Below are 14066 nucleotides of genomic sequence, written 5' to 3' on the forward strand. Positions count from 1 at the left end.
CGTTTATTAAACTTGCATGTATATAGATATTGTGAACAGGTTGGCTAATGCTTCATTTTTTATTATCATAAATAAAGGAAAGGGCATTTGTCCTTGTGCTTAAATATGTGAAAAGGAAGTTTCACTTAATATTTGGAGAGGAGAAGGTATTGTAATCATGTCAAGGTTTCAAGAAGTTGCTAAGTGGTTTCGTAATTTACAGCATTCGAAAAAACTGAGCTGGATTTCTTATATTTTAATAGGAGCGGTGTTATTTTTTGCACTGATGAATAATGTAAAACCGGAACAGCTCAATATCAAGATGTTGTCTATTTCCAAAAAGACAATTCATTCTCCAATCAAAATTGAAGATAAAGTAACGACAGAAAAGAAAAAGAGAGAAGCGGCTCAAAAGGTTGAGGATCAGTATACATATCGAAGTGAATATAAGCAAAACCGGATTGATGTTGTGAACTCAGTGTTTGAGGCAATCAAAGAGGTAGATGCAGAGTCAAATGCAATCGCTTCGGCGCCAGAAGGACCAAAAAAATTGTCGGCTTCAGAAAGATTGGACAAGTTAAAAAAGAAGCTACCAACGGAATTAACGAAAAGTTTGTCTGATCAAGTGTTATTACAATTTTTAGGTGCCACAGAAGATCAGCTTATTATAGCGAGGGAATCAACTGTTACAGCTGTTAATAGTTTAATGAGCTCTCATATTAAAATGAATGAAGTAGATCAGTTTAAAGACCGCATTACTAACGAGTTGAAAAATATATCTGTCAGCAATGAGTTGAAACAAGCAATTACTGCGCTTGGGCAGTATGCGATTGTACCGAATTATTTTTATGATTCGAATGCAACGAAAGAAAGAAAGCAAATGGCAATCGATCAAGTAGCTCCTGTATACATTTTGCAAGGTCAAATTCTTGTGAAAGAAGGAGACACAATTACAAGAGAAGCGTATGAACAGTTAAAGTTAGTAGGGCTATTAGATCAAAGTAATTCATTTCAGCCGTATTTGGGACTAGCGATTTTTATTGGGGTTCTTTTATTTTTTATGCATAAGCAATTTGAGGCATTTTTAAAGCCAAGAAGAGAGGATAAGCCATATATTTTAGCTTATACAACAATTGTTGCTATTACAGTTGTTTTAATGAAAATTATTAGTTTGTTTCAAAAGTTAGAATATGTCGGTATTGCTTATATTGCTCCAGTTGCAATGGGAACTATATTAGTCAAACTGATGATTGGTGATCGCTTTGTTTTTATAACAAGTGTGATTTTTTCGGTGTGCGGCAGTATTTTATTTAATGAAGGTGTAACGAGTACACTTAATTATGCAGTCGGAATTTATGTATTGCTAAGCTCGCTTTCTGTTAGTATTTTCTTGCGACAAAAACATCGCCGTACAATGCTGCTGCAAGTTGGGATACTTGTATCAATTTTAAATGTTGTTGTATTAGCAGCTTTATTGCTACTGCGTAACGGAAACTTTTCGATAATTGAGATTGGAACACATTTATTAATGGCAGCGGCGTCTGGAATTATTTCATCTATTTTAGCAATGGGGATATTGCCGTATTTAGAAAGTGGTCTTGGTCTTGTTTCAAGCATGAAACTAATAGAATTAGCAAGCCCCAACCATCCGTTGCTTCGCAAAATTCTGTTAGAGGCACCAGGAACGTATCATCATAGTGTTATGGTTGCTAATTTATCGGAAGCAGCATGTGAAGCCGTGGGAGCGAATGGTGTACTCGCGCGCGTAGGAGCATATTATCATGATATTGGAAAAACAGTGCAGCCGCATTTCTTTATAGAAAATCAAATGGGCATAGCGAATCCCCATGATCGGTTAGACCCTGAAACAAGTAGAGATATTATTATCGCTCATGTTACAAACGGAGTGAAAATGTTAGAGGAACATCATATTCCGCAAGAGATTATTGATATTGCGGCCCAGCATCATGGAACGACTTTGTTAAAATATTTCTACTATAAAGCGATGCAAGAAGATAAAGAGAAATATACAGAAGAAATGTTTCGTTATCCAGGGCCAAAAGCAACATCTAAAGAATCGGCAATTGTTGGGATTGCTGATAGTGTAGAAGCGGCAGTTCGTTCGATGAATGCTCCAACACCGGAACAAATTAATAATCTTGTTCGCAGTATTATAAAAGATCGTTTACAAGATGGCCAATTCAGTGAATGTAATTTAACGTTTAAAGAACTGCAAATTGTCGGGAAAACATTATGTGAGACATTAAATGGAATCTTCCACTCCCGGATTAAGTATCCGAAATTAACAGAAGAAAAGGTGAAATAAATGGGATTAATAATTGATTTTTTTGATGAAACAGAAGAAGTAAAAGAAGGGTATGTTGAGCTGATTCAACAATTAGTTGAAAAAGCTGCCGAGATAGAATCTGTAGAGGATGGAGCGGAGCTTTCGATTACATTTGTTAATAATGAACGCATTCAAGAAATTAACCGTGAGTATCGTGATAAAGATCAGCCAACAGACGTAATTTCTTTTGCGATGGAAGATATGGGAGAAGGAGAGATGGAAATTGTTGGTGTAGAAATGCCTCGTATGTTAGGTGATATTATTATTTCTATTCCGAGAGCGAAAGAGCAGGCTGAAGAATATGGTCATTCTTTTGATCGTGAACTTGGTTTTTTAGCGGTGCACGGTTTTCTACATTTGCTTGGCTACGATCACATGACAGAAGAAGAAGAGAAGGTTATGTTTGGAAAGCAAAAAGAAATTCTTGATGCATTTGGATTAGCTAGATGAAAAAGGGAAAACTTATAAACAGTTTTCGCTATGCGTTTGCTGGCATTTTCTTTTGTCTTCGCTATGAACGAAATGTACGAATTCATTGTTTGGCAGCATGTATTGTTAGTTTTCTCGGCTTTTATTTCCATGTGACAAAAACAGAATGGCTCATTTTGATTTTGACTATTGGTGTTGTATTTGCGCTAGAACTTGTGAATACAGCAGTGGAGAAAACCGTTGATTTAGTAACGATGGATGTGAAGCCCCTTGCTAAAATAGCAAAAGATGCAGCGGCAGGTGCGGTATTATTTTTCGCGATTGTTGCTGTTGTAATTGGTGCTATTATCTTTGGATCGTATATGATATAGTTGCATTCCGAAGATTATTATCTTTTCATATCGTGAATGGGAAGGAAGAGAAGCGATGAACAGCAATGAATTAATTCAAGAAGCAATTGAAGCGCGTAAACAAGCATATGTACCATATTCCAAATTTCAAGTAGGTGCCGCCCTTTTAACGACAGACGGGAAAGTATACCGTGGTTGTAATGTTGAGAATGCATCGTATGGTTTATGTAACTGTGCAGAAAGAACAGCGCTATTTAAAGCGATTTCTGAAGGAAGCAAAGAATTTGCTGCAATCGCAGTTGTAGCAGATACAAAACGTCCGGTACCTCCATGTGGAGCGTGTCGTCAAGTTATGGTAGAATTGTGTAAGTCAAATACAAAAGTATATTTGACAAATTTACAAGGTGACATACAAGAAACAACAGTAGGAGAATTGTTGCCAGGAGCATTTTTAGCGGAGGATTTACATGAATAGAGAAGGTTTTAAATCAGGTTTTGTCTCTATTATCGGGAGACCAAACGTTGGGAAATCAACATTTTTAAATCGAATTATCGGTCAAAAAATTGCGATTATGAGTGATAAACCACAAACAACACGTAATAAAATTCAAGGTGTGTACACAGAAAATGATGCGCAAGTCGTATTTATTGATACACCAGGTATACATAAACCAAAGCATAAGCTTGGCGATTTTATGGTTAAAATGGCGCAAACGACCATAAAAGAAGTGGATATTGTTTTATTTATGGTCAACGCAGAAGAAGGCTTTGGACGTGGTGAAGAGTTTATCATCGAAAAATTACAAGAAACGAAGCAACCGGTATTTTTAGTTATTAATAAAATTGATCAAGTCCATCCAGAAGAACTCCTCGGACTGATTGATAAATATCGTACGTTATATAATTTTGCTGAAATTGTGCCGATTTCAGCATTACAAGGAAATAATATTGATGCGTTAATCGGAGCAATTAAAAAGTATCTACCAGAAGGTCCTCAGTATTATCCAGAAAATCAAGTAACGGATCATCCAGAACGCTTTATCATTGCGGAATTAATTCGTGAAAAAGTATTGCATTTAACACGTGAGGAAGTACCGCATTCTGTTGCCGTAGTTATTGATGCAATTCAAAAACGTGAAGGCGGAGCGATTTACGTTAATGCCACAATTATTGTAGAACGTTCATCGCAAAAAGGAATTGTAATTGGAAAACAAGGTAAGATGTTAAAAGAAATTGGAAAAAGAGCGCGCCTTGATGTGGAGTCGCTTCTTGGTTCAAGAGTATTTTTAGAACTGTGGGTAAAAGTGCAGAAAGATTGGCGCAACAAAATGTCACAGTTACGTGATCTTGGCTTCCGTGAAGATGAATATCTATAAAGTGAAACGTTTTTACTGCTCGCAAATCGCGGGATAAAAGCTGTATAATTTAGAAAAATTTTTCTCACATGAAAATGAACAAAATGGGTCATTTTAATAGCAAAGAAAGAAATTGGATTACATGAACGCTCACTGAGAAAGGTGGATTCTTATGTTAGATTTTACCTGGAAATTTTTCTCGAAAACAGGAAGCATTGAAACATATCTTCTTTTGAAGGAAATGGAAAAAAATGTAGAAGATGAAATGCAACAGCATGAAGAAATACAAGTAGAGCTAGATTCTCCAATTTCCTAACCCATTTTGTTCGAACCTTGGATGGTGACGAACATGTTTCAAAAAATTGAGGGAATAGTCATTCGAACGATTGATTATGGAGAAACAAACAAAATTGTAACTATATTTTCTCGTGAATTAGGGAAAGTTAGTGCGATGGCGAGAGGTGCTAAAAAGCCTAAAAGCAGATTGTCATCCATTTCTCAATTATTAACTCATGGCCATTTTCTTATTCAAATGGGTTCTGGTTTAGGGACATTGCAGCAAGGTGAGATTATTTCTTCTATGAGAGAAATTCGTGAAGATTTATTTTTAACTGCTTATGCGTCATTTATTGTTGAGTTGACTGATAAAGCGACAGAAGAGAAAAAACATAATCCGTATTTATTCGAACTGTTATATCAAACGTTGCATTATATGAGCGAAGGGGTTGACCCGGAAATTTTAGCGCTAATCTATCAAACGAAGATGCTGCCAGTTTTGGGGCTTAACCCACACTTTGATACATGTGCAATTTGTCACCAGTCAACAGACTTTGTCGCCTTCTCCGTTAGGGAAGGCGGCTTTCTGTGTAAATATCACGCTGAGCAAGATCCGTACCGTATTTCAATTAGTGAAGCTATTCACAAGCTGCTTAGGTTATTTTATCATTTCGACTTAGCCCGTCTTGGAAGTGTATCTGTGAAAGCAGAAACAAAAAAACAAATGCGTACAGTATTGAATATGTATTATGATGAATACTGTGGGATATATTTGAAATCGAGACGTTTTTTAGATCAACTTGATAAATTTCAAATATAGAGGACCGAATTCAGGTCCTTTTTACATACTTTCTTTTTTGAATGATATATTTAGTATATAATATTTAAGAGATAGTATAACTTTTTTCGTTTTGTAATGAAGGTGGTGATTATCATAGAACTGAATAAGCGCCAAGAACATATCATTCAGATTGTAAAAGACAACGGTCCAATTACAGGGGAAGCGATTGCTGAGCAATTAAATTTAACGAGAGCAACGCTAAGACCAGATTTGGCTATTTTAACGATGGCTGGCTATTTAGAAGCGCGTCCTCGTGTTGGGTATTTTTACACTGGAAAAACAGGTGGACAACTGCTTTCAGAAGCGGTGAAGAAGATTATCGTACAAGATTATCAATCTAGACCAGTTGTGATTGATAAAAATGTTTCGGTATATGATGCGATTTGTACAATGTTTTTAGAAGATGTAGGCACTTTATTTATCGTTGATCAAAATACATTGTTAGTTGGTGTTGTTTCTCGAAAAGATTTGTTAAGAGCAAGTTTGGGAAAGCAGGATTTAGCGTCATTACCGGTAAATATTATTATGACAAGAATGCCAAATGTTACGATGTGTCGTAAGGAAGATAGCTTGTATGATGTTGCAATGGATTTAATAGAAAAGCAGATTGACTCTGTTCCAGTTGTAAAGGAAACGGAGCAGGGGTTAGAAGTTGTTGGTCGAATTACAAAAACAAATATTACGCGTGCATTCGTTGATTTTGTGAATCATGAGTAATGGCAATTCGTTTAAAGTGAGGTAATGCAATGAATAGTAAAATCGTGTATGTCGTATCTGATTCGGTTGGAGAAACAGCTGATTTAGTTGTTCGAGCGGCTATGGGACAATTTCCATTTGCGCCGGATCTTAGACGTGTGCCGTATGTAGAAGATACAGGGACGTTAAAAGAAGTTATTTCTATTGCCAAAAGTAATAATGCTCTTATTTGTTTTACATTAGTAAAACCTGATATGAGAAAATATTTACGAGAAGAAGCAGAAAAAGAAGGCGTAGAAGTTTATGATATTATCGGTCCTCTTATCGATCAAATTGAAGATATAACAAAACAAACTCCAAGATATGAGCCAGGGGTTGTGCGAAAGCTGGATGAAGAGTATTTCAAAAAAATTGAGGCAATTGAATTTGCTGTGAAATATGACGATGGTAGAGATTCAAGAGGTCTTTTAAAAGCAGATATTGTATTAATTGGAATTTCTCGTACATCGAAAACACCGCTTTCGCAATATTTAGCACATAATAAGCGATTAAAGGTTGCTAACGTTCCGCTCGTACCGGAAGTGGATCCCCCAGAAGAATTATACCATGTGCCGAAAGAAAAATGTTTTGGGTTAAAAATAACGCCTGATAAATTAAATCATATTCGCAAAGAACGTTTAAAATCTCTTGGATTAAGTGATGGAGCAAATTATGCAAACATTGAACGTATTAAAGAAGAGATTAAACATTTTGAACGGATTGTAAGTCGAATAGGTTGCCCGGTTATCGATGTATCGAATAAGGCGATTGAAGAAACGGCAAATATTATTGTGAATGCAGTGCAAAACCAAAAAATGTTTTAGCACATTTACCAAAGGTGAATGTGCTTTTTTCACTCACTATAAAAATTAAAAGGACATGTAGCTAAGTTTAGAAAAATGTATTATAATAAAAAATTGTGATAAAAACATTCATTTTACGTTTAGACTTCAATTTTTCAGAATAAACTAGTGATAGGTTTTGTAAAGGATATGCTTTTACGTAAAATCGACAAAAATCTGAACAAGAAAACGCACATTATGGAAGGATTCACAGAAGGGATGTAGAATAGAGAAATATGCAAAACATCACTCGGATTTATGTTGATGCAGATGCATGTCCAGTGAAGGAAGAAATTATGCGCGTCGGTGCAAAATTTCATGTCGATATTTGGTTTATCGCATCCTACGCCCATCAGTCAAGAAGTCAGAAGGGAAATTGGATATATGTAGATTCTGCGCAAGACGAGGTGGATTTTTATATCTATCAGCGTGCAGAAGCAGGGAATCTCGTTATCACACAGGATATGGGACTTGCTGGCCTTCTTGTCAAAAAAGGAGTATATGTATTATCTCCGCGCGGCACAATTGTGACCGATGAGCATATGGATACAATTTTATATAGTCGATACGTATCTGCGAAGTTACGCAGACAAGGAACCTTTACAAAAGGGCCAAAAGCCTTTTCTAAACGTGATCGACAATGTTTTTTGGCAAATTTAGAAAAAATATTGTCGAATTATAAAGGAATCTTGTAATTTGTATCGAATACAAATTACGACACGGAGATGGAGTTATGGGGAACAGAATTCCCGAAGAAGTTGTAGAACAAATTCGTACATCATCTGATATTGTTGAAGTGATTGGTGAATATGTACAGCTAAAAAAACAAGGTCGAAATTATTTTGGGCTTTGTCCTTTCCATGGCGAAAACTCACCGTCGTTTTCTGTTTCTGCTGATAAGCAAATTTTTCATTGCTTCGGATGTGGAGAAGGCGGAAATGTTTTTTCTTTCTTAATGAAAATAGACGGACTGTCTTTTGCGGAAGCTGCGCAAAAATTAGGTGAGCGAAATGGTATTCCTGTTGCTAACTTTACATCAGAACTAGAGCAAACACAAAATATATCTGATGATAGCACGATTATGTTGCAAGCCCACGAGCTTTTGAAAAAATATTATCATCATCTCTTAGTAAATACAGAAGAAGGAAAACAGCCACTTGCGTATTTACTAGAGCGAGGTATTACAAAAGAAATGATTGTAAAGTTTGAAATTGGATACGCCACTCCTTCTTGGGATGCAGCGGCAAAAATCTTACAAAAACGAGGTTTTTCAACTGCTGTTATGGAGCAAGCTGGATTACTTGTTCGTAGTGAGAAGGATGGCAGTTATCATGATCGTTTTCGTGGACGAGTTATGTTTCCAATTCATACACTGCAAGGGAAAGTAGCTGCTTTTAGTGGACGGGCATTAGGGGATGATACGCCTAAGTATTTAAATAGTCCAGAGACACCTATTTTTCATAAAAGCAAGCTGGTATATAACTTTCATCAAGCAAGGTCATTTATTCGAAAACGAGGACAAGTTCTTCTCTTTGAAGGATATGCGGATGTTTTAGCTGCTGTGAAAAGTGGGATCGAAGAATCGGTTGCTACGATGGGAACTGCTTTAACTGAGGAACAGGCAAAGCTTTTGCGGCGTAATGTTGAAACTGTTGTTCTTTGCTATGATGGTGATAAAGCAGGACAAGAAGCAACAATGAAAGCAGGACAATTGTTATTGCAAACCGGTTGTGAAGTGAAAGTTGTCTCTATGCCAGATAAATTAGACCCTGACGAGTATGTACAGCGTTATGGAACAACAGCGTTTCAAAAACTTGTACAAGCGAGTATAAGTTTTGTTGGATTTAAAATAAATTATCTTCGTTTAGGGAAAAATTTGCAAGATGAGTCTGGAAAAGAAGCTTATGTGAAAAGTGTTTTAAAAGAGTTAGCGTCATTGCAAGATGCAATGCGAGCGGAATCGTATTTGAAGGCATTGTCACAGGAATTTGCTTACTCAATGGAAACACTGTTGGGGCAATTGCACCAATATCGCAAAGAACAAAAGGTACAGCAAAAACAGGCAAAGCCGATTGCACAGCCTTCTCAAATTGTTCATGTGAAACCGAAATTTTCTGGTTTTGAAAGAGCTGAAAGAGAGCTTATTTATCACATGTTGCAGAGTGAAGATATCGCTTTTCGTATCGAACCTCATATAGAAGATTTTCATACAGAAGAACATAAAGGGATTTTATATGAGCTATACGCATATTATGAAAAGGGAAATGAACCGTCAGTCGCAAACTTTCTAAGTTGGCTTTCTGATGAAAAGCTGAAAAATATTGTAACTAATATTTCAACAGATGAAATGATTAATCCTGAGTTCTCGGAAGAATTGCTTCATGGCAATGTAGACGCGCTGCGTCGGCAGAAGCAAAAGTTAAAGAAAATGGAAAATATTTTTACGCTGAAGCAAATGGAAAAAGAAGATCATTTAGCAGCAGCACGATTTTTCCAAGAATATTTGCAAAAACGAAAAGCAAGAAAATAGCTTTTTGTATAAAAACTTACTATAATCATTGTTTGTATCTCGCGTAAGGAGGGGAACAAATGGCTGATAAACCAGCTCGTTCTAAACAAATTGAAACTGATATGACACTTGAGCAAGTGAAAGAGCAACTCACAGAGCTCGGAAAAAAACGTGGCGTTCTTACATATGAAGAGATTGCAGAACGCATGAGCGGATTTGATATTGAATCCGATCAAATGGATGAATATTATGAATATTTAGGTGAACAAGGAATCGATTTAGTTGGCGACAGCGATGAAGATCCAAATACTCGTCAATTAGCCAAAGCTGAAGAAGAGTTTGACTTAAATGATTTAAGTGTACCGCCAGGTGTGAAAATTAATGATCCTGTCCGTATGTACTTAAAAGAAATCGGTCGTGTTGACTTACTATCTGCTGAAGAAGAAATTGCTCTTGCAAAACGTATTGAAGAAGGCGATGAAGAAGCGAAGCGCCGCCTTGCAGAAGCAAACTTACGTCTAGTTGTAAGTATTGCAAAACGTTATGTTGGCCGCGGTATGCTTTTCTTAGACTTAATTCAAGAAGGGAATATGGGTCTAATTAAAGCTGTTGAAAAGTTTGATTACCGCAAAGGGTATAAATTTAGTACGTATGCAACGTGGTGGATTCGTCAAGCAATTACACGTGCAATTGCGGACCAAGCAAGAACAATTCGTATACCAGTTCATATGGTTGAAACAATTAATAAGTTGATTCGTGTTCAACGTCAATTATTACAAGATTTAGGTCGTGAGCCATCTCCAGAAGAGATTGGCGAAGAAATGGATCTTGCTCCTGAAAAAGTACGCGAAATCTTAAAGATTGCTCAAGAGCCAGTATCTCTTGAAACACCAATTGGTGAAGAAGATGACTCTCATTTAGGCGATTTTATTGAAGACCAAGAAGCAACATCTCCTGCAGATCATGCAGCATATGAATTATTAAAAGAACAATTAGAAGATGTATTAGATACATTGACAGATCGTGAAGAAAATGTTCTTCGTCTTCGCTTTGGTTTAGACGATGGACGAACTCGTACGCTTGAAGAAGTTGGAAAAGTATTCGGCGTTACGAGAGAGCGTATTCGTCAAATTGAAGCAAAAGCGCTTCGTAAATTAAGACACCCAAGCCGTAGCAAACGTTTGAAAGATTTCTTAGAATAGGGCTTTGTGTAAAGTTTACTTCATTAATGTGAAGTAAACTTTTTTCTTTTGTTAATTTTTGTTAAAATTTATTTAGCAGCAGCAATTACAATTCTTGTAATTTATTTTACAGAATTGTCTTTTGATTTGCAAATAGTCATTTTTCGATTTTTCGATTAATTTCGTGTATTTTTAACAAAAATATGTAGAAAATGTAACTGTTTATGATGAGAAAAGAGGATATTTAGCAAAAAAACTATGTGAATTTGTAGTGGGATAATTAATTGAATATACGGAATATTTTTGACTTATTGTAGTTTGGTCTTTTCTGGTAGGTTGTTTTCAAGTACAATAGAAATGACTGAATCATCAAACTATTAGGGGATATAGAGGGGGGAAAAAGAAAAAATGAAGCGTAATCCGTTAATTCCATTTGCTCTTATTGCTGTATTGGGAATTATTATTATGTTTGTATCTTCATTTCAAGGCATGCATAAATCAAAGGAACTAGCTGACGCGAAGAAAAACGGGGGGAAAACGACACAAACAGCAGCAAAACCAGAAGAGATTGTAAAACAAAGTTGTACAAGTTGTCATGGTGATCAATTACAGGGGGCTGTTGGTCCTAATTTACAAAAAGTTGGCGGTAAGCTTTCGAAAGATCAAATCCAAGAAGTGATTGTAAAAGGAAAAGGAAATATGCCACCAGGTATTATTCCAGCGGATCAAGCATCTAAAGTGGCGGATTGGTTATCAAAGAAAAAATAATAGTGGATTACATAGTAGCTCTTTACGCCTAAGTAAAGAGCTTTTTTATATTGCATTTAAAAATATATAAATCCAAGTTGACTTTCCAACATACAAGTCACCGCTATGCCAAGAAAAAAGCACCCTGCTACTTTTTTCCTCTATGTTTGAATATCGCATGTGGCAGAAAAAGGACCTGACCGCTTCTATGCATGGCCAGACGCTCTCGCCCACTTAAAAAGAAAAGGGTTTTATGTCAATTTTTTAACTTGGATATATAAAAATGACTTATAAGCTTAGTAAAATGATTTATCTACTTGCAATCACAACTATAAATTCTTTATCATGGAGACAGACTGAAAGAGAAGGAGCAATTGAAATAAATGAATGAAGTAAAGCTTTCAAAACGATTAGAAGAAGTGGTACTTGAAATTCCAGCAGGTTCCACTGTTGCAGATATTGGCTCGGATCATGCTTATTTACCTTGCTATACAATTTTACATCATATTGCTGTGCAGGCAGTAGCAGGAGAGGTTGTAGAAGGGCCATTTCGTTCTGCACGAGCTACAGTAGCAGAATGCGGTTTGCAAGATAAAGTAAGTGTGCGTAAAGGGAATGGTTTAGAAGTCATCGCGCCAGGCGAAGTAGATGTCATTACAATTGCAGGTATGGGTGGTGCGTTAATTCGTGATATTTTAGAAAATGGAAAAGAGAAGCTGAAAGGTGTAACCCGTTTAATTTTACAACCAAACATCGCCGCACATCATATTCGTGAGTGGTTTATTGAGAATGGTTGGGAATTAATAAAAGAAAAAATCGTAAAAGAAGACGGGAAAATTTACGAAATTTTAGTAGGAGAACAGGGCAATGTTCTAGCACCCTACAATGAGAAAAAAGAAGAAGCTTTATTCATGGGACCATTTTTAATGAAAGAGAAAAATGAAGTGTTTGTAGAAAAATGGGAAAGTGAACGAAAAAACTTTGAAAATATTTGTAAGCAATTAGAACGTGCAACAGAAACAGCAGAGACAAAAGAAAAGCGTGCAGAAGTACTTGAGAAGATCCGTATGATTGAGGAGGTTTTATCATGAGTAAAACGCCTAATGGATACGAAATTATTTCTTTGTTTGAAAGTATGTACCCGAAACATTTAGCGGTCGAAGGTGATAAAGTTGGATTGCAAATTGGGGCATTAAATAAACCAGTAGAGAATGTGTTAATTGCACTTGATGTAACAGAAGAAGTTGTACAAGAAGCAATTGAAAAAGGGGTAAATTTAATTATTGCCCATCATCCGCTTATTTTTAATCCGCTTAAAGCGATTCATACAGAGCAAGCGTACGGGCGTATTATTGAAATGTGTATAAAAAACGATATTGCACTTTATGCTGCTCATACAAATGTTGATATCGCAAAAGGCGGTGTGAACGATTTATTGGCAGATGCTTTAGGATTACAGGAAACAGAGGTGCTTGCTTCTACTTATGTGGAAGAAATGAAAAAGCTAGTTGTCTTTGTTCCTTCTTCGCATGCAGAAACAGTACGTCAAGCAATCGGCGATGCAGGAGCAGGATATATCGGAAATTATAGTCACTGTGCGTTTTATAGTGAAGGCAAGGGTACGTTTTTACCACAAGAAGGAACGAATCCGTATATCGGAGAGACAGGGCGTTTAGAACAGGTAGAAGAAGTTCGTATTGAAACGATTATTCCGGCGTCGTTGCAACGTAAAATCATGAAGGCAATGCTTGGAGCGCATCCGTATGAAGAAGTAGCATACGATATTTATCCGTTAGAAAACAAAGGTGAAACGTTGGGACTTGGAAAAATTGGATATTTGCCGCAAGAAATGACATTGCAACAATTTGCGGAACATGTGAAACAATCTCTTGATGTAAAGGGAGCTCGTGTTGTTGGTAACTTACAGCAAACAGTGAAAAAAGTAGCGGTACTTGGCGGAGACGGAAATAAGTATATAAAGCAAGCAAAGTTTAAAGGGGCAGACGTATATGTAACGGGGGATATGTATTATCACGTTGCGCATGATGCGATGATGCTCGGATTAAATATTGTAGACCCAGGACATAACGTGGAAAAGGTAATGAAAAAAGGTGTACAAAAACAATTACAAGAAAAAGTGGATGAGAAAAAATTTACTGCGTGTATACATGCTTCAGAATTACATACAGATCCATTTACATTTGTATAGAATGAAAAAAACAAAATCCGTTATCTTATGAGATAACGGATTTTGTCAGAGTGTTGGGAAACCCTTTGGGTTTCCCAACCTCTGATGACCTTTATTGTAACTATGTATAAAAAAATTGTACGAAACAATAAAAAATAAGAAAAACAGCCCTTCAACTGACCCTTTCTGGTCAGATGAAGGGCTATTTTTTTCATGTTTTGGCAGGCTGCGGTGAGATATGCCTGTATTTGGACAGACTTCATCCCTCGGAACCGAGCGTATCGATA

15 protein-coding genes are annotated in these 14066 nt (G+C 36.5%); all 15 read left to right on the top strand.

The annotated features are described in order from the left end of the window. The first annotated feature begins 157 nt into the window (after positions 1–157). The 15 genes from H280_RS0116515 to H280_RS0116585 all read left to right on the top strand — a co-directional run bounded on the left by H280_RS0116515 (position 158) and on the right by H280_RS0116585 (position 13800). Positions 158–2305: an HD family phosphohydrolase gene (locus tag H280_RS0116515; RefSeq protein WP_020062248.1), complete on the top strand. Its 2148-nt coding sequence runs from the start codon at positions 158–160 to the stop codon at positions 2303–2305. Beyond that, positions 2306–2776, top strand: a complete 471-nt coding sequence (gene ybeY, locus H280_RS0116520; protein ID WP_020062249.1) for an rRNA maturation RNase YbeY — start codon at positions 2306–2308, stop codon at positions 2774–2776. Continuing rightward, positions 2773–3126, top strand: a complete 354-nt coding sequence (locus H280_RS0116525; protein WP_020062250.1) for a diacylglycerol kinase family protein — start codon at positions 2773–2775, stop codon at positions 3124–3126. Before ybeY ends, H280_RS0116525 begins: the two co-directional genes overlap by 4 nt. Before the next feature lie 55 nt (positions 3127–3181). Beyond that, positions 3182–3580: a cytidine deaminase gene (locus H280_RS0116530; protein ID WP_020062251.1), complete on the top strand. Its 399-nt coding sequence runs from the start codon at positions 3182–3184 to the stop codon at positions 3578–3580. Beyond that, complete coding sequence (gene era, locus H280_RS0116535) at positions 3573–4481, top strand: GTPase Era (RefSeq protein ID WP_020062252.1); 909 nt, start codon at positions 3573–3575, stop codon at positions 4479–4481. The genes H280_RS0116530 and era overlap by 8 nt, the downstream gene beginning before the upstream one ends. 151 nt (positions 4482–4632) lie before the next feature. Next, complete coding sequence (locus H280_RS25245) at positions 4633–4776, top strand: YqzL family protein (protein WP_020062253.1); 144 nt, start codon at positions 4633–4635, stop codon at positions 4774–4776. Between the two features lie 33 nt (positions 4777–4809). Continuing rightward, on the top strand, positions 4810–5556 hold the full coding sequence (gene recO, locus H280_RS0116545; protein WP_020062254.1) for a DNA repair protein RecO: 747 nt from the start codon (positions 4810–4812) through the stop codon (positions 5554–5556). Positions 5557–5661: 105 nt separating this feature from the next. Next, on the top strand, positions 5662–6294 hold the full coding sequence (locus H280_RS0116550; protein WP_028411275.1) for a helix-turn-helix transcriptional regulator: 633 nt from the start codon (positions 5662–5664) through the stop codon (positions 6292–6294). Positions 6295–6323: 29 nt separating this feature from the next. Further along, positions 6324–7136, top strand: coding sequence for a pyruvate, water dikinase regulatory protein (locus tag H280_RS0116555; protein ID WP_020062256.1), 813 nt, complete (start codon positions 6324–6326; stop codon positions 7134–7136). A 254-nt stretch (positions 7137–7390) separates the two neighbouring features. Beyond that, on the top strand, positions 7391–7849 hold the full coding sequence (locus tag H280_RS0116560) for a YaiI/YqxD family protein (protein WP_020062257.1): 459 nt from the start codon (positions 7391–7393) through the stop codon (positions 7847–7849). 38 nt (positions 7850–7887) lie between these two features. Continuing rightward, the gene (dnaG, locus tag H280_RS0116565; RefSeq protein WP_020062258.1) at positions 7888–9684 is read left to right on the top strand and encodes a DNA primase; all 1797 of its coding nucleotides are present in this window, start codon (positions 7888–7890) and stop codon (positions 9682–9684) included. Between the two features lie 59 nt (positions 9685–9743). Then, a complete protein-coding gene (gene rpoD, locus H280_RS0116570) occupies positions 9744–10865 on the top strand; it encodes an RNA polymerase sigma factor RpoD (RefSeq protein WP_020062259.1) in 1122 nt (373 codons plus the stop codon). A gap of 387 nt (positions 10866–11252) precedes the next feature. After that, complete coding sequence (cccA, locus tag H280_RS0116575) at positions 11253–11612, top strand: cytochrome c550 (protein ID WP_020062260.1); 360 nt, start codon at positions 11253–11255, stop codon at positions 11610–11612. Between the two features lie 362 nt (positions 11613–11974). Then, complete coding sequence (locus H280_RS0116580; RefSeq protein WP_020062261.1) at positions 11975–12682, top strand: tRNA (adenine(22)-N(1))-methyltransferase; 708 nt, start codon at positions 11975–11977, stop codon at positions 12680–12682. Beyond that, positions 12679–13800, top strand: coding sequence for a Nif3-like dinuclear metal center hexameric protein (locus H280_RS0116585; protein WP_020062262.1), 1122 nt, complete (start codon positions 12679–12681; stop codon positions 13798–13800). Before H280_RS0116580 ends, H280_RS0116585 begins: the two co-directional genes overlap by 4 nt. The last annotated feature ends 266 nt before the right edge of the window (positions 13801–14066 follow it).

This window comes from Bacillus sp. 123MFChir2 (genome assembly GCF_000383235.1).
GTDB lineage: Bacteria > Bacillota > Bacilli > Bacillales > Bacillaceae_G > Bacillus_A.

Excerpts from the sequence above, each read along its gene's own strand:
- H280_RS0116580 (WP_020062261.1), top strand. The coding sequence starts at position 11,975 with ATGAATGAAGTAAAGCTTTCAAAACGATTAGAAGAAGTGGTACTTGAA.
- ybeY (WP_020062249.1), top strand. The coding sequence starts at position 2,306 with ATGGGATTAATAATTGATTTTTTTGATGAAACAGAAGAAGTAAAAGAA.
- rpoD (WP_020062259.1), top strand. The coding sequence starts at position 9,744 with ATGGCTGATAAACCAGCTCGTTCTAAACAAATTGAAACTGATATGACA.
- H280_RS25245 (WP_020062253.1), top strand. The coding sequence starts at position 4,633 with ATGTTAGATTTTACCTGGAAATTTTTCTCGAAAACAGGAAGCATTGAA.
- era (WP_020062252.1), top strand. The coding sequence starts at position 3,573 with ATGAATAGAGAAGGTTTTAAATCAGGTTTTGTCTCTATTATCGGGAGA.
- recO (WP_020062254.1), top strand. The coding sequence starts at position 4,810 with ATGTTTCAAAAAATTGAGGGAATAGTCATTCGAACGATTGATTATGGA.
- H280_RS0116555 (WP_020062256.1), top strand. The coding sequence starts at position 6,324 with ATGAATAGTAAAATCGTGTATGTCGTATCTGATTCGGTTGGAGAAACA.
- dnaG (WP_020062258.1), top strand. The coding sequence starts at position 7,888 with ATGGGGAACAGAATTCCCGAAGAAGTTGTAGAACAAATTCGTACATCA.
- H280_RS0116525 (WP_020062250.1), top strand. The coding sequence starts at position 2,773 with ATGAAAAAGGGAAAACTTATAAACAGTTTTCGCTATGCGTTTGCTGGC.
- H280_RS0116530 (WP_020062251.1), top strand. The coding sequence starts at position 3,182 with ATGAACAGCAATGAATTAATTCAAGAAGCAATTGAAGCGCGTAAACAA.
- H280_RS0116585 (WP_020062262.1), top strand. The coding sequence starts at position 12,679 with ATGAGTAAAACGCCTAATGGATACGAAATTATTTCTTTGTTTGAAAGT.
- cccA (WP_020062260.1), top strand. The coding sequence starts at position 11,253 with ATGAAGCGTAATCCGTTAATTCCATTTGCTCTTATTGCTGTATTGGGA.
- H280_RS0116515 (WP_020062248.1), top strand. The coding sequence starts at position 158 with ATGTCAAGGTTTCAAGAAGTTGCTAAGTGGTTTCGTAATTTACAGCAT.
- H280_RS0116560 (WP_020062257.1), top strand. The coding sequence starts at position 7,391 with ATGCAAAACATCACTCGGATTTATGTTGATGCAGATGCATGTCCAGTG.